This window comes from Pseudorhizobium banfieldiae (assembly GCF_000967425.1).
GTDB classification, from domain to species: domain Bacteria; phylum Pseudomonadota; class Alphaproteobacteria; order Rhizobiales; family Rhizobiaceae; genus Neorhizobium; species Neorhizobium banfieldiae.
Genome location: NZ_FO082820.1, coordinates 1,945,106 through 1,966,765, shown reverse-complemented (window position 1 = coordinate 1,966,765; position 21,660 = coordinate 1,945,106). Strand labels below are relative to the sequence as shown.

Here is a 21,660-nt window from a genome sequence, read left to right as displayed (position 1 = left end):
GTCCCGTGGTTTTCTCCGGACGCTTTCGTGAGAAACCTGTCAGGACTTCTAAATCGAAGTCCAGAGGAGGGCGTGTTTCCTTGAACCGGCTTGGTAACAAGCTGGTGCAACGTGTTGAGAAGGAAATACGATGAGCAAGCGCGCATCATCCAAGTACAAAATCGATCGCCGCATGGGCGAAAACATCTGGGGTCGTCCGAAGTCCCCGGTCAACCGCCGCGAATACGGCCCGGGCCAGCACGGTCAGCGTCGCAAGGGCAAGCTTTCCGACTTTGGCGTGCAGCTGCGCGCTAAGCAGAAGCTGAAGGGCTACTATGGCGACGTCCGTGAAAAGCAGTTCCGTGCGATCTACGACGAAGCCAACCGCCGCAAGGGCGACACCGGCGAGAACCTGATCGGCCTGCTCGAGTCGCGTCTCGACGCGATCGTCTACCGCGCAAAGTTCGTTCCGACCATCTGGGCCGCCCGCCAGTTCGTCAACCACGGCCACGTGACCGTCAACGGCGTTCGCGTCAACATCGGTTCCTACCGTTGCAAGCCGGGCGACGTCGTCGAGGTTCGCCAGAAGTCGAAGCAGCTTGTTTCGGTTCTGGAAGCGGTTCAGCTCGCCGAGCGTGACGTTCCGGATTACATCGATGCCGATCACAGCAAGATGGTCGCCACCTTTGTTCGCGTTCCGAGCCTTTCGGACGTGCCGTATCCGGTCATCATGGAACCGAACCTCGTCGTCGAGTTCTACTCGCGCTAATGGGAGAGCCCGCGACGCGGGCCCGTCCTTTCTGTCTCGAAAGCCGCGTCAGCTCGACGCGGCTTTTTTCATGGCTTGCAGCGCGGAATCCAGCGACTGCGCAGTTGCGACCGGTGCTTCCCTGGGTCCCTGATCCATGCGGTTCCAGGCGTCGAGCCCGGCAATCTTGTAGGCCTCCGCCAGCGTCGGATAATTGAAGGTGTTCTCGACGAAGTAGTCGACGGTTCCCTTCAGGTTGAGCACCGCCTGGCCGATATGAACGAGCTCGGTGGCGCCTTCGCCGATGATGTGGACGCCAAGCAGACGGCGGGTCTTGCGCGAGAAGATCATCTTCAGGAGGCCTGTTTCCAGTCCCATGATGTGGCCGCGCGACGTCTCCCGGAAATGCGCCACGCCTGTCTCATAGGGGATCTTCCGGGCGATGACCTCTTCCTCGGTGAGGCCGCAGGTCGAGATCTCCGGCACCGCGTAGATACCATAGGGAAAGTATTGGGGCGGTTCGCTCGCCGGTGCGCCGACGGCATGTCGCGCGGCGATGCGGCCTTGTTCCATCGACGTGGATGCAAGGCTCGGAAAGCCGACGATGTCGCCGGCGGCATAGATGTGCGGCACGGACGTCTGGAAGGTTTCCGGATTCACTTTCAGCCGGCCGCGGCTGTCGGCTTCCAGTCCGCAAGCTTCCAGGTTGAGTTCGCCGACGGCGCCGACGCGTCCGGCGGCAAACAGAACCATTTCCGAATGAAGGACACGGCCGTTGTTCAGTTCCACCCGGCACTTTCCACCGGCTTCCCGCTCGATCTTCTCAGCCGTCTGGCCGAAGATCAGCTTCATGTTGCGGTCGCGGAGCTGGTAGGTGAAGTCCTCGACGATCTCGCGGTCGATGAAGTCGAGCATGGTGGAGCGTGGCTCAACGACGGATACCTGGGTGTCAAGGGCGCTGAAGATCGACGCATACTCGATGCCGATAACGCCGGCGCCGATAACCACGAGAGATCGCGGGACAGTGTCAATGTCGAGGAGTTCATCACTGTCGATGATCGCCTCGCCGTCGAACGGGATATGGGACGGACGATAGGGTTTCGTCCCAACCGCCAGCAGGATCGACGTCCCGCTTACCCGCTGCAGTTCTCCGTCCTCCCGCGTCACCTCCAGCGTATGCGGATCCACAAAGCGAGCCGCGCCATGGAGTTGCTGCACGCGGTTGCGGGCGAACTGATGCTCCAGGACCTGGACTTCGTGGTCGAGCGTGATCAAGAGACGCTGGTGGAGGTCTGCCGCATCGATGTGCTGCTTGACGCGGTAGGACTGGCCGTAGAAGCCGCGCTCGCGCCAACCGGTGAGGTTGAGCGCCGTCTCGCGCAGTGTCTTCGACGGAATGGTCCCCGTATGCACTGACACGCCACCCACGCGCCGGCCCTTTTCAATGACCAGGACACTCTTTTCCAGCTTTGCTGCCTGGATTGCGGCACGGCGTCCGGCGGGTCCGCTGCCGACGACGATGAGGTCGTAGTGGTTCATCAAATGCTCCGGTTGTTGTGCGCGGCGAGGAGACGCCAGCCCCTGACCATATCAGGGGCATCTTACGGATTGATTGAAGCTGGTGGAGTTCAAACTGACGGCGCCGCGCTTTGTTCGCGCTTCCCACATTGGCGTCAGATCAGCCGCAAGCCCTTCAGGCTCGCATGGCCTTCCTTGCCGATGATGATGTGGTCGTGGACGGTAATGCCAAGGGGTTTGGCCGTATCGATGATCGTCTTCGTCATGTCGATATCGGCGCGCGACGGAGTGGGATCGCCGCTCGGATGGTTGTGGACGAGGATGATCGCTGTGGCGGATAGCTCCAGGGCCCGGCGCACAACCTCGCGCGGATAGACCGGCGTATGATCGACCGTGCCGCGGCCCTGCACCTCGTCGGCGATCAGCGCATTGCGCTTGTCGAGAAAGAGGATCCGGAACTGCTCCCGCGCCTCATAGGCCATTGCGGCATGGCAGTAGTCGATCACCGAGGACCAGGAGGAGAGCACCTGCTTGCCGCGCAGCTCGCTTTTTAGCATGCGATGCGCGACCGTGGAGACGAGTTTCAGATCATGAGCAACGGCTTCGCCGACGCCGTTCACCTCCTGCAGGAGCGCAGCCGGTGCCCCGAACACTCCGGCGAGATTGCCGAAACGTTCAATCAGCGCCTTGGCGATCGGCTTCGTGTCACGCCGCGGGATGAGGCGGAAAAGCAGGAGCTCCAGGATCTCGTAGTCGGCGAGGGCGGCGTCGCCGTGTTCGCGGTATCGGGCACGAAGACGATCGCGATGGCCGTGGTAGTGTGCCTGCTTTTCGTCCCGCGGCAGCAGGTCGCTCTTCTTCAGGGAAGCCGACTTCGGCGCCTGCTCGGCAAAGAAACCGCGCTCGTCCGCCTCCTCGTCCATGGCAGGCGCATTGCCGTCATGTGGAGGGGCGGGGCGGTTCGTCATGCGCTACCTCTTGAGCGGTGGCAAACCCGGCCGGTCGAGGCCGGCCGGAGAGAGGGTGAAGATTTCGCAGCCCGTCGCGGTCACGCCGACGGCATGCTCGTACTGCGCCGACAGCGAGCGATCACGCGTCACGGCGGTCCAGCCATCCGACAGGACCTTCACATGCGGCTTCCCGAGATTGATCATCGGCTCGATGGTGAAGATCATGCCCTCCCGCAGTTCCGGGCCCTCGTCGGCACGACCGTAATGCAGGATGTTCGGCGTATCGTGGAACAGCCGTCCGACACCGTGGCCGCAGAAATCGCGCACCACCGAACATCGCTCGGCTTCCGCATAGGTCTGGATCGCCTGGCCGATTGCTCCTGTGCGCGCGCCCGGACGAACCGCCTCAATACCCCGCATCAGGCATTCATAGGTGACTTCCAGAAGCCGTTCGGCGGCACGCTTGATCTGCCCGACAGGGTACATGCGGCTGGAATCACCGTGCCAGCCATCGAGAACGTAGGTGACGTCGATGTTGACGATGTCGCCTTCCTTCAGCGGCTTGTCGTCCGGCATGCCGTGACAGACAACGTGATTGATGGAGGTGCAGACGGAATACTTGTAGCCGCGATAGTTCAATGTTGCGGGCAGGGCGCCATGGTCCATGCCGAATTCGAAGACGAAGCGATCGATGGTACTGGTGGTGACGCCCGGTTTCACGATGGCAGCCAGCTCGTCCAGGCAGCGCGCCGTCAGGAGACCGGCCTTGCGCATGCCGGCGAAGTCGTCTGCGCTGTAGAGCCGGATCGCGCCCGTGTTCTTGAGGGGGGCGTCGACCGCATCTATGTAGTTCACCATCCGGATGCTCTCACAATTTCTACGTTCATAATGCAGGCAGGCCAGCTTCGTCCATGGCGATCAGGTCCGTGGCGACGATTTCCTGTGGCGTCACCCGGCATCGCAGCACGTATGCCTCCACGCCGCGGGCTGCTGCACGCCAGAACGCTGCCGCATAGCGCGGATCGAGATCGCTGCAAAGCCTCAGACGATCACAATCCTGCCGCTGAACGACGTAGAGCATCACCGCCCGGTGACCTGCCTCGGCCATGTCGCCAAGTTCCTCCAGATGCCTTGCGCCGCGGGTCGTCACAGTGTCGGGAAACTCCGCAAGGCCCAGTGCCCGCATGAAGTGGACGTTCTTCACCTCGACATAGCAATCGGGACGACCGGAGCCGCTGAGAAGAAAATCGATGCGCGATCTTGTTCCATAGCGTTGCTCGCGGCGAAGGCTTCCATAGCCGCCGAGATCAGGCACCAGGCCCGCTACGAGTGCTTCTTCAGCGATCCGGTTGGCGAAGGCGGCATTGATGCCGACAAGGGTTCCGTCGGCCTCCACCATCTCCAGCATGTGCCGGTACTTGCGCGTCGGGCTGTCGTGCAGTGACATCCAGATTGGTGAACCGGGGGTGGTCAGGCCACGCATGGAGCCTGTGTTCGGGCAGAAACCGGTGACTGGCGTGCCGTCGTCGAGCAGCGCGTCGAACAGGAAACGCTTGTAGCGCTGCACGAGGGTCGCGCGAACCAGTGGCGGATCAAAGATCATCGATCGGCGTCAGACGCGCTCCAGCACATAGGTCCCGGGCGCATCAGCGATGGCGTTGAGCGCAGAACCCCCAGGAGTGCGAGCATCGACGCGCTCCTTGCTGCGCTTTTCGATCCACGCGTGCCAGTGCGGCCACCAGGAGCCTTTGGTCTCCCTGGCCTTGGCGACCCAGTCTTCGAACTGGCCGTGCGGCTTGCCGTTCGTCCAGTACTGGTACTTCTGCTTGTCCGGAGGATTGACCACGCCTGCGATATGCCCGGACCCGCTAAGGACATATTCGACCGGCCCGCCAAACAAGGCAGAGCCCTTGAAGACGGACCGCGGCGGCGCGATGTGATCTTCCTTCGTGGCGAGGTTGTAGACGGGGACCTTGACGTCCTTCAACGACAGAACCCTTCCTCCAAGCTTCATCTCACCCTTGCTGAGCGTGTTGTCGAGATAGCAGTTGCGCAGATAATAGGCGTGGTTGGCGGCCGCCATCCGGGTGGAATCGGCGTTCCAGTAGAGCAGATCGAAGGGCAGGGGCTCCTTTCCCATCAGGTAGTTGCTGACGACATAGGGCCAGATCAGTTCCGAAGCGCGCAGCATGTTGAAGGCGTTCGCCATACGCGATCCCTCGAGATAGCCCGATTTGCTCATCTGCTTCTCGATCGCTGCCAGTTGTTCCTCGTCGACGAAGACCTTGAGGTCACCCGCAAGGGTGAAATCCACCTGCGTGGTCAGGAAGGTGGCAGAGGCGATCCGGCGGTCCTTCTTCTGCGCATGGAGTGCGAGAGTCGCCGCCAGCAGCGTGCCGCCGACGCAATAGCCGATGGCGTTGACCTGCCGCTCGCCGGTCGCCTTTTCGACGGTCTCTAGCGCGAACTCCACGCCCTCCTCGATATAGGCCTCCCAGTCCTTCTGCGCATGCCGCTCGTCCGGGTTGACCCAGGAGATGACGAAGACGGTATGACCCTGGTCGACGCACCACTTGATGAAGCTCTTCTGCGGCGTCAGGTCGAGGATGTAGAACTTGTTGATCCAGGGCGGGACGATCAGCAACGGCCGCTTGAGAACCGTTTCGGTCGAAGGGTCGTACTGGATCACCTCGCAGACTTCGCTCTGGGCGATCACCTTTCCGGATGTCATCGCGAGGTTTTCGCCGATCTTGAATTGCTTGTGGTCCGTATGGCGAAGGCGCAGTTCTCCACCACCGGCAGCCATATCCTCCGCCAGCATCCGCATGCCTTCAACCAGGTTCGCCCCACTGGTCGCGACCGTGTGGCGATAAACCTCCGGATTGGTGAGGGCGAAGTTGGCAGGCGACAGGGCCGCCGTCAGTTGGCGGACGTAGAAGGTTGCCTTCATGCGCGTATGGTCGTCGAGACCGTCCGCTTCCGTCACCAGCTTCTCGGCCCAGGAACTGGTAACCTGATAGGCTTGCCGAAGGAACGCGAAGAACGGGTTCTTCGTCCAATCCTCGTCCGCGAACCGCTTGTCCTTGGGCAAGGTATCAGGTTCGATGACCGGCTGACCGGTCATCTGCGCCAGGGTTCTGGTCCATATGCCCATGTAGCTTGAAAGGAGGAGGGTCTGTGCCTCCAGAGTCCGCTTCGGGTCCGAGACCCAGTACTGGGCCACCTCCGCAAGAGTCTTGACTAGATCGGTCACCGGGTCGGCAGCATCGTCCGGTACCTCGCCCCGGTCGTGTGCTGCGAGCCACTGCGTGGCAGCCTGCCCGAGATGTTCCAGGGCACGGGCAAGGTTGATGGCGAGCGTATGGGGATCCTTGACGACATAGGGCTCAACGGCCTTTGGATCGAAACCCGGAAACTCACCGGGACCGCCTTCCGCTCCCTCGCTCTTCTCGACCAACTGCTCCTCCCCAAGGCCAGTTCTTGTTATTTGATTTCTTTTGTACATTGTGCCCCAAAACGAATACAAGTGCCAGCGAGACGCGCGGCAAAATGCGTCACGGCACCAAGGCCGGGTAAGGCAGAAGACATGGAAAAGAGCAGGTTTCTGGCGGCAGTCATGCCGCGTCTGACGGCGATTGGCGCGCTGACGATTCTCGTGGCGGGATGCAACAGCTTCGCACTCGACGACGGGATCCCGAATACCGCGCCTGCTGCGACCGTCGTTTCCAACGCCCCGCCGCCGCCACAGGGGCCTCTTGCCAAGCGGGACAGCGGCACCTATCCCACATTCGACCAGACGCTGAAAGCAGCCAACGTCCAGATCGGTGACGATGAGGCTGCTGGATCCGAAGCGGCGCTTTCGGCGCTTGCCGCGGCGCGTGCCAACGGAACAGTGACCGAGGCCGAGTACCAGCGCCGTCTCGCGGAGCTGCGGCGGTTGGCAGCGGAACACGCACGCGAAGCCGAAGCGGCGATCGCCAATTAGCACTTGCTTTCGGGGCTTTTTGGCCGCAAATCACCAAGTTGCCGGAAGGCAGATCCTTGCGCTCTCAATTGATTGCGCGTGCTTCACGAGGAATGTCATGGAAGAGTTCCATAAAGTTCGCAGATTGCCACCCTACGTGTTCGAACAGGTCAACCGTTTGAAGGCAAGCGCGCGAGCGGCGGGAGCCGACATCATCGACCTTGGCATGGGGAACCCGGACCTTCCGACCCCGAAGAACATCGTCGACAAGCTCTGCGAAGTCGTTCAGGACCCGCGTACGCACCGTTATTCCTCCTCCAAAGGCATTCCGGGCCTCCGTCGCGCGCAGGCCGCCTATTACGCACGCCGCTTCGGTGTAAAGCTCAATCCTGAAACGCAGGTGGTGGCGACCCTTGGCTCCAAGGAGGGGTTTGCCAATATGGCGCAGGCCATCACCGCGCCGGGCGACGTGATCCTGTGCCCCAACCCGACCTATCCCATCCACGCCTTCGGCTTCCTGATGGCTGGCGGCGTAATTCGCTCGATGACCGTCGAACCGGACGAGAGTTTCTTTCCGCCCCTCGAGCGGGCGGTTCGCCACTCCATCCCGAAGCCATTGGCGCTGATCATCAATTACCCTTCCAACCCGACCGCCCATGTGGCGTCGCTGGATTTCTACAAGGACGTGATCGATTTCGCGCGCAAGCACGACATCATCGTGCTGTCGGACCTTGCCTATTCCGAGATCTATTTCGACGAGAACAATCCGCCGCCCTCGGTGCTGGAGGTGCCCGGTGCCATGGATGTGGCCGTCGAGTTCACGTCGATGTCGAAGACGTTTTCGATGCCAGGCTGGCGGATGGGCTTTGCGGTCGGCAACGAAAGGCTGATCTCGGCGCTGACGCGGGTGAAATCCTACCTCGACTACGGTGCTTTTACCCCAATCCAGGTCGCCGCGACCCACGCCCTGAACGGCGACGGTTCCGACATCGCGGAGGTCCGGGCTGTCTATAAGCGCCGGCGTGACGTGATGGTGGAAAGCTTTGGCAAGGCCGGATTCGAGGTTCCGCCACCGGCCGCGACCATGTTTGCCTGGGCGAAGATCCCGGAGAAGTTCCGGCATCTCGGATCGCTCGAGTTCTCGAAGCTCCTGGTCGAAAAGGCGGATGTGGCCGTGGCTCCCGGCGTCGGCTTCGGCGAGATGGGCGACGACTACGTCCGATTGGCTCTGGTGGAAAACGAGCACCGTATCCGCCAGGCGGCGCGGAACATCAAGAAGTTTCTCTCGAGCGCAGACGAGACCATGCACAACGTGATCTCGCTCAACGGTCGCCGCTAACGGACTGCATGTCCGGAATTCAGGCGGCTCCTGCGGGCCGCCAAACCCCTCCAGAAATCAGGAAATACAAGTCATGGCAGGTGCCCTGAAAGTCGGCATTGCGGGTCTCGGTACGGTCGGTTCCTCGCTTGCAAGGATTATCACTGGGCGCGCGAACGAACTCTCGGTGACTTGCGGTCGTGCCATCGAGATAACCGCGGTCAGTGCGCGGGACAGGTCGCGGGATCGGGGCATCGACCTTTCAGGTATGGCATGGTTCGAATCTGCCGAGGAGATGGCTGCGCGGGCGGACATTGACGTGCTCGTTGAACTGATCGGTGGTGCCGAAGGTCCGGCTGAACGTGCGGTGCGCGCGGCGCTGGATCGTGGCCTCCACGTGGTGACGGCGAACAAGGCCCTTCTTGCGCGCCATGGTGTCGAACTGGCGGCGCTTGCGGAGAAGAAAGGCGTTCTCCTCAACTTCGAGGCGGCCGTAGCGGGAGGCATCCCGGTCATCAAGGCCCTGCGAGAGAGCCTCACCGGAAACCGCATTTCCCGCGTCTACGGTATCATGAACGGGACCTGCAACTACATCCTGACCCGGATGGAGAAGGAGGGCCTGTCCTTCCAGGATTGCCTGACGGAAGCGCAACGCCTCGGCTATGCGGAAGCCGACCCAACCTTCGATATCGAAGGAAATGACACGGCACACAAGCTCGCGATCCTGACGACGCTTGCTTTCGGGACGCAGATTGCCGCAGACGAGATCTACCTAGAAGGCATCAGCAACATCTCCATCGAAGATATCGAGGCGGCTGCCGATCTCGGCTACCGCATCAAGCTGCTGGGTGTGGCCCAACAGACGGATTCCGGCATCGAGCAACGCGTGCATCCCACCATGGTGCCGCGCGATTCCGTCATCGCTCAGGTCGACGGGGTGACGAATGCTGTTGCCATCGAGTCCGATATCCTGGGCGAACTGCTGATGGTGGGGCCAGGAGCCGGTGGCGATGCGACTGCGTCCGCGGTGCTTGGCGATATCGCAGACATCGCCAAGAGCCGTCCCGGAGAACAGCGCGTGCCGGTACTGGGCACGCCTGCGGAGGCCCTCGAACCATATCGACGCGCCCGCATGCGCAGCCATGAGGGGGGCTACTTCATCCGGCTTACCGTCGCCGACCGCACCGGCGTCTTCGCCAGTGTCGCTACCCGAATGGCGGAGAACAGCATTTCTTTGGAATCAATCGTACAGCGGGCAAGCTCCACGGCCCCGGCGACGGAAGCCAAGACGATCATCCTCGTGACCCATGCGACGACGGAGGCGTCGGTGCGCAACGCCGTGGCCGCCATCAAGGCGGAGGACTATCTCGTGGGCGAGCCGCAAGTCATTCGCATCGAGCGCCCGAAGGCGTTCTGACTGCTTCCAACCTCCTGCCGGGACGGGCAAAGCCGCCGACTGGTCGGATTGCCGCCGCCAAAGATCGAGCGGGCTGGTCGTGGCGCCTCGAATCACGTTAGATTCCTTGCCATATCACCTTGCGCGGGGAGGGCGTCAGAGTGGTCTGGAGGGTGTCGGGCAGGGGACCGTTGCGGCTTTCCTGCGAGGGTGCCAGAATCGTCCTGGCGGAGGCGGCTTCGGTGACGAGTCCGGTTCATGCCAACGACCAAAGGCAGGAGGAGGACGAAGGCAGCCGGAACTGGGCTGTTTTGCTTGTACTTCTTGTTCCTCCGGCTACTGCCCTGACTGTATTAGCCGCATTCTTGTGACGGGCCTGCGATCGTGGTGCGGACAGTTCCTAGTTAACCGACGTAATGTGATTCCGTCTGGGCTGCCGATCGGCTATTAAGTCGATATGACAGTCAAGCATCTGCCGCTCATCACGTCCACAGACACGCCGGTCGATCCGGTGCCGAGGGCCTTCCTCGGCGTCGAGCGCTCCGCCTGCGGGCAGCGATGGGTATCGCGGCTTGATCAGGCTGCGCAGAACCGCGCGCTTGCCATTGCCCAGGTTCACGGCCTTCCCGACCTCGTGGCGCGTGTGCTGGCGGGGCGCGGCGTCGGGCTGGACGAGGCTCTGGCCTTCCTCGATCCGACCATCCGCTCGCTGATGCCCGAGCCATACACGCTGACGGATTGTGAGCAGGCCGCCAAGCGAATTGCGCTGGCCGTCGAGCGTGGGGAGAAGGTCGCCATCTTCGGTGACTATGATGTGGACGGTGCTGCCTCTTCGGCCCTGCTCTATCGATTCCTCGCACACTTCGGTGTGACGGCTGAGATCTACATTCCCGACCGTATCTTCGAGGGCTATGGCCCGAACCCCGCCGCGATCCGCCAGCTCGTCCAGAAGGGCGCCGGATTGATTGTTACCGTGGATTGCGGCTCGACCAGCCACGAAGCTCTCGATGCCGCACGGGAGGAGGGTTGCGAGGTCGTGGTCATCGACCACCACCAGCTTGGCCATGAACTTCCCCACTGTCTGGCGCTGGTCAACCCAAACCGCGAGGACGATCTGTCCGGTCAGGGGCACCTGTGCGCAGCCGGGGTCGTCTTCATGGTGCTGGTGGCGACGGCACGGCTGCTCCGCCAGCAGGGACATCCTCGAGCGGCAGGGCTTGACCTGCTGGCCTGGCTGGACCTGGTGGCCTTGGCCACGGTCTGCGATGTCGTGCCGCTCAGGGGCCTCAACCGTGCCTTCGTGGTCAAAGGCCTGCTGGCGGCTCGTCACATGAACAATGCCGGACTCGCCGCTCTCCTGCGCAAGGCAGGACTTGGTGGTCCCGTCACACCCTATCATCTGGGCTTCCTGGTGGGCCCGCGTATAAATGCTGGAGGGCGCATCAGCGATGCGGCACTCGGCAGCCGGCTGCTGACGCTCGACGACACGGCGGTAGCCGAGGAAATCGCCGGGCGTCTCGATGAGCTCAACCGCGAACGGCAGGCCATGGAGGCGGCAATGCTCGCCGAGGCCGAGGCGGAGGTTATGGCGGAGTATGGAGACGGCGAGTCGGCGACTGTGCTGGTGACTGCTCGGGACAACTGGCATCCGGGCATTGTCGGGCTGCTGGCGGCGCGCCTGAAGGAGAAATTCCGCAGACCTGCCTTCGCGGTCGCTTTCGATCCGTCTGGGAAGGGGACGGGTTCGGGACGCTCCATCAACGGCTTTGACATGGGACGCATGGTGCGTGCCGCGGTCGACGAGGGGCTGCTGGTAAAGGGCGGCGGTCATGCCATGGCGGCAGGACTGACCGTCGAGCGCCACAACCTCGGGCGGCTGCGTGCCTTCTTTGAGGAGAAGGCTGCCGATACCGTCGCTTCGCTCGTCGCCAATCACGTGTTGAAGATCGATGGAGCGCTCTCGGCATCGGGAGCGACGCTTGACATGCTGGACCAGCTCGAAAAGGCGGGCCCTTACGGTTCGGGGCACCCCCAGCCGGTGTTTGCGATACCGTCTCATCGGGTGAGGGATGCGCGGCTGGTGGGGACCGCCCATGTGAAGGTCCAACTTGAGGCGGTTGACGGGTCGCGACTGGACGGAATAGCGTTCCGATCTGCCGACACACCGCTGGGACGGCTTCTCCTCAATTCCCGCGGCAGCCAGATCCACGTTGCGGGCTGCCTGAGTGGCGATCACTGGCAAGGCAACCGGCGAATTCAGCTGCGAATTCTGGATGCTGCGCCGGCGAGCTGATCCGGCACTTAAGGGAAGAGTGGCACGCCCTAGGGGAGTCGAACCCCTCTTTCCAGAATGAAAATCTGGCGTCCTAACCGATAGACGAAGGGCGCGTGCGCGGTGTGGCGCCCTTATAGTCAGCGCCCCTTTTGGCCGCAAGCTTGAATTTTGGATTTCGCAGGAAAAACAGCAAAAATTCCATGGCCAGATGCTGCACGCCGCCGCCAGGATTCAAAGCGCGTCTTGTTCGGCTTGCTGAGAGAGAATGATCGAAGAGAGTGGCACGCCCTAGGGGAGTCGAACCCCTCTTTCCAGAATGAAAATCTGGCGTCCTAACCGATAGACGAAGGGCGCGTGCGGTGAGCGACCTTATAGAGGGGTGATTTTCATCCCGCAAGCGCGAATTTTGCTTGCCTGCAAAAAAATACCGAAGGGCGGGAAACCGGATTTGGCTGGGGGATAGTCTAGTTCCATCAGCAGCTTAGCGGGTTCCCGTCAATATCCGTCCCGCAGCTTTCGCTCGGGTACTGCGCCGGCGCGCTGAAGACGCTGCCGGTGCGGGCGTTGATGCCGCGGCCGGTCATTGCAGGTGCCGGGGCGTCTGTCGCGGGCGCGGCGTTGCCGGAGAAGATGCTGGCGCTGCCAGCGCGGATGCCGGTGGGTTGAATGACGACGCCTGCCGCCATTGCATCTCCCGCAAAGGAATCGGGTGCCGCCGGAACCCCATCGGCCACTACACCATCCCGGTCGTAAGCCGCGGAGGATGCGGACACCACTGCGGGGTCGGTGTAGCTGCTGGAGGCTGTCTCGCCCGCGTCGGCTGCCCGACCCTTCGATGAGGCGGTTTCCTTTATTGCCGACTCGTCAGCCGATCCGGACTTGCCGGAGGTCGTGCAGCCGGAGAGGGCGATGGCCGCAGCACCTGCTGCGATGAGCAGCCGCAGGCGACTTTGCCGCCTAGCGGAACTTCCAGGCATCATGCCGTTTGCCCCTTCGTTCGAATCAGTCGTTAGAGCTTGCCCCCGTTCCGGCGCCGGGAGCAAGGCTCACGATCAAACTACCAGGAGCCGGTATTCTCCATCGACGCCCATGGCTCCGTCGCCGGCAGCGCCTCGCCCTTCTGGAGGATTTCGATCGAGATGCCGTCCGGCGAACGGATGAAGGCCATGTAGCCGTCGCGGGGCGGGCGATTGATGGTGACGCCGTTCTCCATCATCTTGCGGCAGAATGCATAGATGTCGTCCACCTCGTAGGCGAGGTGGCCGAAATTGCGGCCTCCCGCATAGTCCTCCGCGTCCCAGTTATAGGTGAGTTCCAGGCAGGGGGCCTTGCGAGCATGTGCCGCCTCGGCGTCTTCAGGCGCCGCCAGGAAGATGAGCGTAAAGCGGCCTTTCTCGTTCTCAATACGTCGTACCTCCTGGAGTCCCAGCAGATCGGTGTAGAATCGCATCGAGGCATCGAGGTCCCTGATCCGGACCATGGTGTGAAGGTAGCGCATGGGCATTGTTCTCCGCTTTCTCTATGCCGGTTCTTATGCTCCCGTCCGTCAGCTACGGACAAGCCTGCAGAGATAGGAACGGGGTGGATAATTCCTAGACGGGGACTTGCGCTGAAGGGTTAACGGGATGTTAATCTCACCTCCAGAATCAGTCTACCGGGGCTGTAGCGCGTAATCGAGGGGCCGACACAGATGGCAGACCGAATGTCAGCGAAGGACATGGCCGGGATCGAGGACCTCGCCGGCGAGGCTGTCGACCTGATCGAGATCACCGGTGTCGTGAAGTGGTTCGACGTGGCAAAGGGGTTCGGCTTCATCGTGCCCGACAATGGCATGCAGGACGTGCTGCTGCATGTTACCTGCCTGCGCCGCGACGGGTACCAGACGATCCTTGAAGGGACGCGCATCGTCGCGCTCATCCACAAGCGCGAACGCGGCTACCAGGCGTTTCGCATCCTTTCCATGGACCAGTCGACGGCCGTGCATCCGCACCAGATGCCGCCGGTGCGCACCCATGTGCAGGTGACGGCGACCAGCGGACTGGAACGGGCGCTCGTCAAGTGGTTCAACCGCACCAAGGGGTTCGGCTTCCTGACGCGCGGTGAGGGGACGGAGGACATCTTCGTTCATATGGAGACGCTCCGTCGATTCGGGTTGACTGAGTTGCGCCCAGGCCAGGTGGTCCTCGTCCGCTACGGACCGGGCGACAAGGGGTTGATGGCGGCCGAGATCCATCCCGACAATCCCAATCCAATCGGCCGGGCGCACTGATGGGCAGGGGGGGGCTCCGATTTATCGGAAGCGTCGTTGCGGCGCTTCTTTTGCTTTTCATCGGCCCGACGCTGGCGCAGACGAGCTTCGAACAGGAAGACCTGCTGATCCAGACGAAGTCCGGCAAAGTGCACAATTTCACGGTGGAACTGGCGCTGACCGCGGAACAGCGCTCGCAAGGCCTGATGCACCGGGAAAGCATGCCGAAGGATCACGGCATGCTGTTCGATTTCGGCGAGACCCGGCCGGTCTCCATGTGGATGCGCAACACGCCGCTGGCGCTCGACATGTTGTTCATACAGCAGGACGGGACCATCTCCCATATTCAGCGCAAGGCCGTTCCGCTTTCTGAAGCGATCATAGATTCGCGCGGGCCGGTGCATTTCGTCCTCGAGTTGAACGGAGGGCGCTCTGCCGCACTCGGAATCGAGGTAGGCGACAGGGTTATGAGCAAGAGGATCGACAGCCGACACTGACCGGAAACACCGCCAAGACTTTTCCGTTGGATTTTGCAGTTGCGGCCCGGCATCGAAGCGTGTAATCCGCTGGGCAACGTGGAAACGGAGTGTAGCGCAGTCTGGTAGCGCATCTGGTTTGGGACCAGAGGGTCGGGAGTTCGAATCTCTCCACTCCGACCACGTGCCGGACGAGCCCAGCAGTCCGGCATTCAGGGAGCGTCGTCGGAATGTCCGCCAAGATCTATCGTCCTGCGAAAACAGCCATGCAGTCGGGCAAGGCCAAGACCCATCTGTGGATTCTGGAGTTCGACCAGGAGGCGCCGCGTCGCATCGACCCGATTCTCGGCTACACGTCATCGTCCGACATGCGCCAGCAGGTCCGGTTGACCTTCGAGAGCCAGGAGCAGGCGGAAGCCTATGCGCAGCGCGAAGGCATCCAGTACCGCGTCATCCCACCGAAGGAAGTCGCACGTCAGGTCGTCTCCTACACGGACAATTTTCGCTATAACCGCATCCAGCCCTGGACGCACTGAGTTCGTCCGCCGGCGCAGCCGGCCCCTTAGCTCAACTGGATAGAGCAACTGCCTTCTAAGCAGTAGGTCGCAGGTTCGAGTCCTGCAGGGGTCGCCATTTCTGTTCTTGTCCGACCCGGAGACATAGGTAACGGTTTGTCCCTAAGACATGGGTGACAACCTCGTGCCGAACGGGTTGTCGATGGTTTGCAATGTTCTCTGCTCCAGGTCGATATATCCGAGATCATAGTGCATGAAGCTGACGAGCCAAATGCCGTCGTCGACTTCCTTGAGCCCGAGCCTCTGTCCGGCCAGCACCGTCGAGATATTGATCTTCTTGCGATGGATGCAAAGCCGCCCGCAGTTGGTGACGATGGCGTCGCGATCGTGGAAGGGATAGTCGATGTCCGGCAGGCCCTGATAGAGTCTGGGCGATGTGGTGTAGAGCTCTGCCGGTACCTTCATAGACAGCGCCTCATGCGGCCGTTCTTCATTGAATTCGCTGACGAAACCGTCGAAACGCATCTGCTGCTGCAGGATATTGCGGCCCGGCGGCCTCGTCGCTTCCTTCTTGAGCGTCAGGTGCATGCGCTCGTGGCGGCCGTTCTCCTGCGGGTGGCCGGGACGGATGCGCTCGAGGGCGATGCCGAGCCTGAGCCACCAGACCGAGAGCTTTGACAGATTGTAGAGCCCGTTGGGACTGGCGAAGGGCAGGCCGTTGTCGGAGCGGATCGCGGCCGGTAGGCCCCGCTCGGCAAAAACCCGCCGAAAGGCCTCGAAGACACCCTGTTCGCGCGTCGATTCGAAGGCCTCGCAACACAGAAGATAGCGCGAGAGCTGGTCGGTGATCGTCAGGGGGTAACAGTATTGCCGTTGCCCAGCTTGAACTCGCCCTTGAAGTCGGCGCACCAGAGATCGTTGGGACCAGGTGCCGCCGATAGCTGCGTGCCGACGGCCTTGTTCGCCCGGTTCCTCTTGCGGGCCTGGCTCACAAGGCCGTGACGATCGAGTACGGCGTGTACGGTGCTCTTTGCCGAAATGCGCACATCGCCGGCCAGCCGTTTGACGAGCAGTTCCCTGATCTTCCTGGCACCCCAGTAAGGCTTCTCTTGTCTGAGGCGAACAATCATCGCCTCAACCGGATCCGGCAACTGGTTGGCATAGCGCACCGGCCGTCGGGATCGATCGGTCAGCGCTTCTAGGCCATCATCCTTGTAGCGGTTGAAGATCTTGTAGCCGGTCTTGCGCGAGATGCCGAACGCTCGGCACACCTCGCTCATGCCTTCGCCCTCAAGCAGCCGGGCGACAAATCGTAGACGTTCCTCCATGACCGAAGTCTCTCTCCACGGCATCGACACCTCCCGACAAAGTCGAAAAGTGTTACCCATGTCTCCGGTACGAAATGTCACCTATCTCCCAGGTCGGACATCTTGTGCACCAATCCAACTGGCGTTTGAAGGCGTAGCGGACGGTGGCGCACGAGCCATATGGCCATCACGTATATCTCCCGAAGAATCTGTGGCAGCTGATTGTGTCTGTTCTGCAACAGGTGGTGCAGCTTGCGCACGAGCTTCGCGACGATACTTGACTCTCTTAATCATCTTTGTGATCTGATCGCCTCGATCACAGGGGATTAAGAATGCGTTTCAGATCAATGTTCTGGCGCCGGAGGCTCATGCTTCTGGCGGGGGTCTCGCTTTGCCTTTCGACGGGTGCGATTGCACAGGATAGTGCCGGAGGCACCGAACTCGAAACCATCGTTCTCGAAGCGGAAAGCGACGACATCCTGGTCCAGGATGGCTATGTCGCCAAAAGCGACCGGATCGGGACGAAGACGGACACGCCACTCGTCCGGATACCGCAGTCGGTTTCGGTCGTGACCCAGGACCAGATCGAGGACCAGAAGCCGCGGACACTGAATGAGGCGTTGTCCTACACCGCTGGCGCAAACCCGACCAATTTCGGCTACGACAGCCGCTATGATGCCTTCTACCTGAGAGGCTTCCCCGCCTACTATACCGGGACCTTCCGTGATGGGCTGAAGCAGTTCAACGGCCCCTCTGCATGGTTCCGCACCGAACCCTATGGCCTTGAGGGCGTGACTATTCTGAAGGGGCCGGCGTCGTCGCTCTATGGGGTCAGCGGTCCAGGCGGCATCGTCAACATGGTGACGAAGCGGCCTAAGGACGAAGAATTCCGCGAGGTTGAGCTGCTGCTGGGCCAGGACAGCCGCTATCAGGCTGCCGTTGATCTGTCGGGTCCGGTGGATGATGAGGGAAGCCTGCTCTACCGGTTCACGACGGTGGGACGGAAGAGCGACACCCATATCGACGGCTATCCGGACGACACCTTCTATCTCGCCCCCGCCTTCACCTGGAAGCCGGATGAAGACACGAAGTTCACGCTTCTGGGCGAGTACTCGCGGTCCGTCGTGGGGGCGACGGCGTACTACGTCAATCCTTCATTGGGCCAGATCTCGGACATCTATTCCGGAGATCCGGACTGGAACGACTTCACCACAACGCAGGGCCGGATCGGATATGAATTCGAGCATCGGCTGAACGACGTCGTGACCCTGCGCCAGAACCTTCGCTACCACGAGGTTGATGCGGACCTGAAGTACAGCTACCTCGGAACCTCCTGGTCGCAGTACAAGGAAAAGGTCTCTGCCTTCTCGGTCGACAACATCGCCCAGTTCGAATTCGATACCGGTCCGCTGTCGCACACGGCAATCCTCGGCTTCAACTACAACTGGTGGGACTACGCGGCCAAGTCACGACGTTCCACCACATCGCCCGCCGATGTTGCCCTGCAAGCCTTCGCGTCGTCGGGCGAGCAGGAGATGGACCAGTATGGCATCTACCTGCACGACCAGATCGAGTTGGACCGCTGGACGCTCTTCCTCACCGGACGGCAGGATTGGGCGGCCTCCGACAGCGTGACATCTGCTGGAACCGCTATTGACACCACCGATCGCGCCTTCTCCTGGAGAGCCGGCCTCTCCTACCAGTTCGATTGGGGTCTGGTGCCTTACGCCAGCTACTCGACGTCGTTCTCGCCCAACCTTGGTTTCGTCTATGACGCAAGCGGGACCCGGACGGTCGCGGAACCCACCACCGCCGATCAGATCGAGGTCGGCGTCAAGTACGAAATCCCCGACACGAACGTGATACTCGGTGCCGCCTATTTCGATATCGACCAGACCGACGGAGTCGTTTTCGACGGTACCTATGACACATCGGGCAACCAGGTGCAGCGACAGCTCGACCTGCACTCCCGCGGAGTGGAACTGGAGGCAAACGCGTCCTTCGACAACGGTTTCAGCCTCATTGCATCCTATACCTACATGCGCATGACGATCGAGGAAGGCCTGCCGGGCACAGTGGGCAACGAGCTCTCGGGCGCTCCGAACCATGTCGCATCGCTGTGGGGACATTACCTCTTCGAGGATGGCCCGCTGGCTGGCCTGGGGCTCGGGGCAGGGGTGCGATATGTTGGCGACAGTTATGGCGATGATGCCAACACGTTCAAGAGCGGCTCGCGCACGCTCGTCGACGCGGCCGTCTCCTACGACTTCGGCTATCGCAATCCGGATCTGCAGGGCCTCTCGCTGCAGGTGAACGCAAAGAACCTGTTCGACCGGCAGGAGGCGATCTGCACCTCGGGCAATTGCTACTGGGACGAGGGACGAACCGTCTACGGCAGCCTACGCTACCGTTTCTGATGGCGACGACCAATCCACCATCACCGGCGATGCTCCTGATGGGCGTCGCCGGTCTCTATGTCGCGCAGAGCGTGATTGGCGGCATGACCTGGACGGGGCTTCCCGCGGTGATGCGTGAGGCGGGTGTCTCGCTCGACCGCATAGGTCTCGTCTCGCTGATCGCGCTTCCATGGGTGCTGAAGTTCTTGTGGGCGCCGGCGGTGGAGCGTTACAGGCTGCCGGTCGCCGGCCGCAATCGATCGGGTTCGATCGTGCTCGTCGGAGGCCTTGTCTCCGTCCTGGGGCTGATCTCGGTCGGGATGCTCGACGCGTCGAACTGGACCGGCCTCTTCACCATCCTGATCGTCGTTGCCTTTGCCGCCTCCACCGTCGACATTGCCTGCGATGGCTTTGCCGTGCAGAGCCTGGCACAGCGTCACCACGGATGGGCCAACGCGGCGCAGGTTGGTGGCGCCTATCTGGGTGCCGCGCTGGGTGGTGGGCTTTTTCTCTATCTCGTCGGCACATCCGACTGGCGGATCGCCACCTGGTCCATGGCAGGATTGGTTGTACTGCTCGGCATGCCCTTCCTGTTCCGTGTCGTCCGCCGCATGCCAGTCGAGGCGCGGCACCATGTGCCATCCCTGGGTCACGCCCTCGGGCGCCCGCTCCTGAGGAGAGGCCTGATTGTCGCGGCGATCTTCGTGCTCGCCCAGAAATCGGCGCTCGGGATGATCGCGCCGTTTCTCGTCGACAAGGGTGTTGAACTGACGACTGTCGGGATACTCAATGGTGTTGGCACCCTGTTGATAGGCTCGGCCGCAGCGCTGATAGGCGGCGCCTGCGTCAGGTCATGGGGGATCCGCCCGGTGCTGCTCCTGGCGCTCGCCCTCCAGGCGGCGGCACTGAGCCTGCTGGCTGTCGCCGGCTGGACGGACGCAATACCCGTGCCGGTGCTCATGGGGGTCGCAATCGGCAGTACGTCCGGCATCATGGCATTCGGCTTCGTCGGCCTCTACGCGCAGTTCATGCGATGGTCGGATCCTCGTCAGGCTGGCGTCGACTTCACGCTGTTCCAAAGCATGGATGCGCTCGTCAGCCTCGCAGGCGGTGTCGTCGCCGGCTATCTTGCGGAAGCGTTCGGCTACGGGCCGCTGTTTATCGGTGCGTCCTTCGTGGCCCTGGCCTCTGTGCCGGTCATAATGCGTTTTGCAGACCGGTGAGAACTTGTCCGTCCCAGTCAGATCTCCCGGCGCCGGAACTTCAAGGCAAGGAGGATACCAAAGAGGGCTGTCGCAGCGACATAATAGGGTGCCGCGGCCCAGCCCTTGGCGGATACCACGGCGGCGAGTAGCAGCGGTCCGAGAAACTGCCCCAGATTGGTGCCCTGCATGATAAAGCCGCTGATCGTGCTGACGAGGTCCTGCCGGGCCGCATAGGCGGGGAGGGCGCTCATGATCGAGGCGGGAAGAAGCCCGCCGGTTGCCGCGTAGAGCAATGCGGCCGTGTAGCGGATCGTCAGCGGCAGCTCGGATGCGAAGACGACGAAGGCGCTCAGCGACAGAAGGAAGAAGGCGGTGACGATCAATGCCCATCGCCGCGCACCGTGACGTAGCAGATAGCCTCCGGCAATGTTGCCCGGTACGTTCGCGAGTACGGCGATTGCCGTCATCACGGAGGCCGTTCCCAATGCGAGCCCGCTCTCCTCGATCAGCATCGTTGGCAGAAAGCCGAAGACGGACATGAAGCTTGCCGCATAGAGCAGGAACATTCCGCCAAGAAGCCAGGTGGTCGGAAGGGCGACCGTCAGTCTTGCTCCATCGAGAAGGGAAGATGGCGGCGTGGCTCCGGTGACGGAGGAGACCGGCTTGGACAGGAGGAGAGCTGCCAGGGGTATGAGCGTGAAAAGTGCAGCGGCAATCCATGCGCCGCGCCAGCCGTAGACCGGTAGCAGGACCGGTGAGACGAGCATGATTCCGCCGACACCGACCGGCAACCAGGCGGCCCAGATTGCAAAAGCGAGCCCCCGATCGCGGGCCTCGGTCGCGCTCGTAATGAGCGCAGGCGCAGCGACGACGGCCAGGATCAATCCGAAGCCCTCTACGATCCGACTGGCGAAAAGCATTGCTGCCGAGTGTGCGAACAGACCCGCCATGCTCCCGCATGTCAGGAGCACGAGGCTGAGTATCATCGCGCGCCGGTGCGTGACGCGATCGGCGAGGCGCCCCATGACGAGGCCCAGAAGACCGCCCATCAGCGCGACCAGCCCCATGAGCCATCCGGCAGCGACCAGATCGAGTTGCAGTTCGTCGCGCAGAAGCGGCAAGGCAGGCGGAACCTTGCCGACATGCACAGCCGCAGCAACTCCTCCCAGCACCGCTATGGTGACGTGGCTCCAGCGTGTCGTCATTGCCTACTCTTCAATCCCATCCGCCAGTGGGCGATCGTGCATGCCCGCGACTCGACGGGCGGGCAGATGTCCCGGAAGAGTGCTATAGGGGAGAGATCGAAACGCCAAGGTCTGGCTCCCGCGGATGTATGCAGCGTGGCAAATATGCTTGCGGGCATCC

The 21,660-nt window shown here is 61.9% G+C and carries 18 protein-coding genes, 4 tRNA genes and 1 pseudogene; 12 read left to right on the top strand and 11 right to left on the bottom strand.

Annotated features, from left to right (window positions below; genetic code table 11):
• Window positions 1–130: 130 nt before the first annotated feature.
• Window positions 131–748 carry a 30S ribosomal protein S4 gene (gene rpsD, locus NT26_RS09715; RefSeq protein ID WP_052638610.1) on the top strand — a complete coding sequence of 206 codons (618 nt, stop codon included), beginning with the start codon at window positions 131–133 and terminating at the stop codon, window positions 746–748.
• Window positions 749–796: 48 nt separating this feature from the next.
• On the opposite strand, the gene sthA is transcribed toward rpsD, so the two are convergent.
• The 5 genes from sthA to NT26_RS09690 all read right to left on the bottom strand — a co-directional run bounded on the left by sthA (window position 797) and on the right by NT26_RS09690 (window position 6,700).
• Entirely contained in the window at window positions 797–2,266 is a 1,470-nt protein-coding gene (sthA, locus tag NT26_RS09710; protein WP_052638609.1) for a Si-specific NAD(P)(+) transhydrogenase, read from the bottom strand.
• 134 nt (window positions 2,267–2,400) lie between these two features.
• A complete protein-coding gene (gene radC / locus NT26_RS09705) occupies window positions 2,401–3,213 on the bottom strand; it encodes a RadC family protein (protein ID WP_052638608.1) in 813 nt (270 codons plus the stop codon).
• Window positions 3,214–3,216: 3 nt separating this feature from the next.
• The gene (map, locus tag NT26_RS09700) at window positions 3,217–4,053 is read right to left on the bottom strand and encodes a type I methionyl aminopeptidase (protein WP_052638607.1); all 837 of its coding nucleotides are present in this window, start codon (window positions 4,051–4,053) and stop codon (window positions 3,217–3,219) included.
• A gap of 25 nt (window positions 4,054–4,078) precedes the next feature.
• Window positions 4,079–4,798, bottom strand: coding sequence for a DNA/RNA nuclease SfsA (gene sfsA, locus NT26_RS09695; RefSeq protein WP_052638606.1), 720 nt, complete (start codon window positions 4,796–4,798; stop codon window positions 4,079–4,081).
• Between the two features lie 9 nt (window positions 4,799–4,807).
• Window positions 4,808–6,700 carry a PHA/PHB synthase family protein gene (locus tag NT26_RS09690; RefSeq protein ID WP_082077670.1) on the bottom strand — a complete coding sequence of 631 codons (1,893 nt, stop codon included), beginning with the start codon at window positions 6,698–6,700 and terminating at the stop codon, window positions 4,808–4,810.
• Window positions 6,701–6,781: 81 nt separating this feature from the next.
• On the opposite strand from NT26_RS09690, the gene NT26_RS09685 reads away from it, so the two are divergent.
• From NT26_RS09685 to recJ, 4 genes are all read left to right on the top strand, one after another.
• Window positions 6,782–7,180 carry a hypothetical protein gene (locus NT26_RS09685; protein WP_052638604.1) on the top strand — a complete coding sequence of 133 codons (399 nt, stop codon included), beginning with the start codon at window positions 6,782–6,784 and terminating at the stop codon, window positions 7,178–7,180.
• Window positions 7,181–7,277: 97 nt separating this feature from the next.
• A complete protein-coding gene (locus NT26_RS09680; protein WP_052638603.1) occupies window positions 7,278–8,498 on the top strand; it encodes an LL-diaminopimelate aminotransferase in 1,221 nt (406 codons plus the stop codon).
• Window positions 8,499–8,571: 73 nt separating this feature from the next.
• Window positions 8,572–9,894 carry a homoserine dehydrogenase gene (locus NT26_RS09675; protein WP_052638602.1) on the top strand — a complete coding sequence of 441 codons (1,323 nt, stop codon included), beginning with the start codon at window positions 8,572–8,574 and terminating at the stop codon, window positions 9,892–9,894.
• A gap of 436 nt (window positions 9,895–10,330) precedes the next feature.
• Window positions 10,331–12,166, top strand: coding sequence for a single-stranded-DNA-specific exonuclease RecJ (gene recJ, locus NT26_RS09670; RefSeq protein WP_052638601.1), 1,836 nt, complete (start codon window positions 10,331–10,333; stop codon window positions 12,164–12,166).
• A 20-nt stretch (window positions 12,167–12,186) separates the two neighbouring features.
• Here recJ and NT26_RS09665 read toward each other — a convergent pair.
• The 4 genes from NT26_RS09665 to NT26_RS09650 form a co-directional block, all read right to left on the bottom strand.
• Window positions 12,187–12,261 (bottom strand) — tRNA-Glu (locus NT26_RS09665).
• Window positions 12,262–12,427: 166 nt separating this feature from the next.
• A tRNA-Glu gene (locus NT26_RS09660) sits at window positions 12,428–12,502 on the bottom strand.
• Between the two features lie 119 nt (window positions 12,503–12,621).
• Window positions 12,622–13,128, bottom strand: coding sequence for a hypothetical protein (locus NT26_RS09655; protein ID WP_052638600.1), 507 nt, complete (start codon window positions 13,126–13,128; stop codon window positions 12,622–12,624).
• 77 nt (window positions 13,129–13,205) lie between these two features.
• Window positions 13,206–13,646, bottom strand: a complete 441-nt coding sequence (locus NT26_RS09650) for a VOC family protein (protein ID WP_052638599.1) — start codon at window positions 13,644–13,646, stop codon at window positions 13,206–13,208.
• A gap of 192 nt (window positions 13,647–13,838) precedes the next feature.
• On the opposite strand from NT26_RS09650, the gene NT26_RS09645 reads away from it, so the two are divergent.
• From NT26_RS09645 to NT26_RS09625, 5 genes are all read left to right on the top strand, one after another.
• On the top strand, window positions 13,839–14,417 hold the full coding sequence (locus NT26_RS09645) for a cold-shock protein (protein WP_052638598.1): 579 nt from the start codon (window positions 13,839–13,841) through the stop codon (window positions 14,415–14,417).
• A complete protein-coding gene (locus NT26_RS09640) occupies window positions 14,417–14,893 on the top strand; it encodes a DUF192 domain-containing protein (protein ID WP_052638597.1) in 477 nt (158 codons plus the stop codon). Before NT26_RS09645 ends, NT26_RS09640 begins: the two co-directional genes overlap by 1 nt.
• 85 nt (window positions 14,894–14,978) lie before the next feature.
• Window positions 14,979–15,055: transfer RNA gene (locus NT26_RS09635), tRNA-Pro, on the top strand.
• A 47-nt stretch (window positions 15,056–15,102) separates the two neighbouring features.
• A complete protein-coding gene (locus NT26_RS09630) occupies window positions 15,103–15,408 on the top strand; it encodes an ETC complex I subunit (protein ID WP_052638596.1) in 306 nt (101 codons plus the stop codon).
• Window positions 15,409–15,428: 20 nt separating this feature from the next.
• A tRNA-Arg gene (locus NT26_RS09625) sits at window positions 15,429–15,505 on the top strand.
• 44 nt (window positions 15,506–15,549) lie between these two features.
• Here NT26_RS09625 and NT26_RS09620 read toward each other — a convergent pair.
• A pseudogene (locus NT26_RS09620) lies at window positions 15,550–16,739 on the bottom strand (IS481 family transposase).
• A 287-nt stretch (window positions 16,740–17,026) separates the two neighbouring features.
• Here NT26_RS09620 and NT26_RS09615 point away from each other — a divergent pair.
• Together NT26_RS09615 and NT26_RS09610 are read left to right on the top strand one after the other, a co-directional pair.
• Window positions 17,027–19,111, top strand: a complete 2,085-nt coding sequence (locus tag NT26_RS09615) for a TonB-dependent siderophore receptor (protein WP_052638595.1) — start codon at window positions 17,027–17,029, stop codon at window positions 19,109–19,111.
• On the top strand, window positions 19,111–20,313 hold the full coding sequence (locus NT26_RS09610) for an MFS transporter (protein WP_052638594.1): 1,203 nt from the start codon (window positions 19,111–19,113) through the stop codon (window positions 20,311–20,313). The genes NT26_RS09615 and NT26_RS09610 overlap by 1 nt, the downstream gene beginning before the upstream one ends.
• Before the next feature lie 17 nt (window positions 20,314–20,330).
• Here NT26_RS09610 and NT26_RS09605 read toward each other — a convergent pair whose 3' ends face one another.
• Window positions 20,331–21,500 carry an MFS transporter gene (locus tag NT26_RS09605; protein ID WP_052638593.1) on the bottom strand — a complete coding sequence of 390 codons (1,170 nt, stop codon included), beginning with the start codon at window positions 21,498–21,500 and terminating at the stop codon, window positions 20,331–20,333.
• Between the last annotated feature and the right edge of the window lie 160 nt (window positions 21,501–21,660).

Bases quoted from the DNA above. Each gene is read 5' to 3' on its own strand.
- recJ (WP_052638601.1), top strand. From the start codon at position 10,331: ATGACAGTCAAGCATCTGCCGCTCATCACGTCCACAGACACGCCGGTC.
- NT26_RS09655 (WP_052638600.1), bottom strand. From the start codon at position 13,128: ATGATGCCTGGAAGTTCCGCTAGGCGGCAAAGTCGCCTGCGGCTGCTC.
- sfsA (WP_052638606.1), bottom strand. From the start codon at position 4,798: ATGATCTTTGATCCGCCACTGGTTCGCGCGACCCTCGTGCAGCGCTAC.
- NT26_RS09680 (WP_052638603.1), top strand. From the start codon at position 7,278: ATGGAAGAGTTCCATAAAGTTCGCAGATTGCCACCCTACGTGTTCGAA.
- NT26_RS09605 (WP_052638593.1), bottom strand. From the start codon at position 21,500: ATGACGACACGCTGGAGCCACGTCACCATAGCGGTGCTGGGAGGAGTT.
- NT26_RS09685 (WP_052638604.1), top strand. From the start codon at position 6,782: ATGGAAAAGAGCAGGTTTCTGGCGGCAGTCATGCCGCGTCTGACGGCG.
- NT26_RS09615 (WP_052638595.1), top strand. From the start codon at position 17,027: ATGCGTTTCAGATCAATGTTCTGGCGCCGGAGGCTCATGCTTCTGGCG.
- NT26_RS09610 (WP_052638594.1), top strand. From the start codon at position 19,111: ATGGCGACGACCAATCCACCATCACCGGCGATGCTCCTGATGGGCGTC.
- NT26_RS09690 (WP_082077670.1), bottom strand. From the start codon at position 6,700: ATGTACAAAAGAAATCAAATAACAAGAACTGGCCTTGGGGAGGAGCAG.
- NT26_RS09640 (WP_052638597.1), top strand. From the start codon at position 14,417: ATGGGCAGGGGGGGGCTCCGATTTATCGGAAGCGTCGTTGCGGCGCTT.
- sthA (WP_052638609.1), bottom strand. From the start codon at position 2,266: ATGAACCACTACGACCTCATCGTCGTCGGCAGCGGACCCGCCGGACGC.
- rpsD (WP_052638610.1), top strand. From the start codon at position 131: ATGAGCAAGCGCGCATCATCCAAGTACAAAATCGATCGCCGCATGGGC.
- NT26_RS09630 (WP_052638596.1), top strand. From the start codon at position 15,103: ATGTCCGCCAAGATCTATCGTCCTGCGAAAACAGCCATGCAGTCGGGC.
- NT26_RS09650 (WP_052638599.1), bottom strand. From the start codon at position 13,646: ATGCGCTACCTTCACACCATGGTCCGGATCAGGGACCTCGATGCCTCG.
- map (WP_052638607.1), bottom strand. From the start codon at position 4,053: ATGGTGAACTACATAGATGCGGTCGACGCCCCCCTCAAGAACACGGGC.
- radC (WP_052638608.1), bottom strand. From the start codon at position 3,213: ATGACGAACCGCCCCGCCCCTCCACATGACGGCAATGCGCCTGCCATG.
- NT26_RS09675 (WP_052638602.1), top strand. From the start codon at position 8,572: ATGGCAGGTGCCCTGAAAGTCGGCATTGCGGGTCTCGGTACGGTCGGT.
- NT26_RS09645 (WP_052638598.1), top strand. From the start codon at position 13,839: ATGGCAGACCGAATGTCAGCGAAGGACATGGCCGGGATCGAGGACCTC.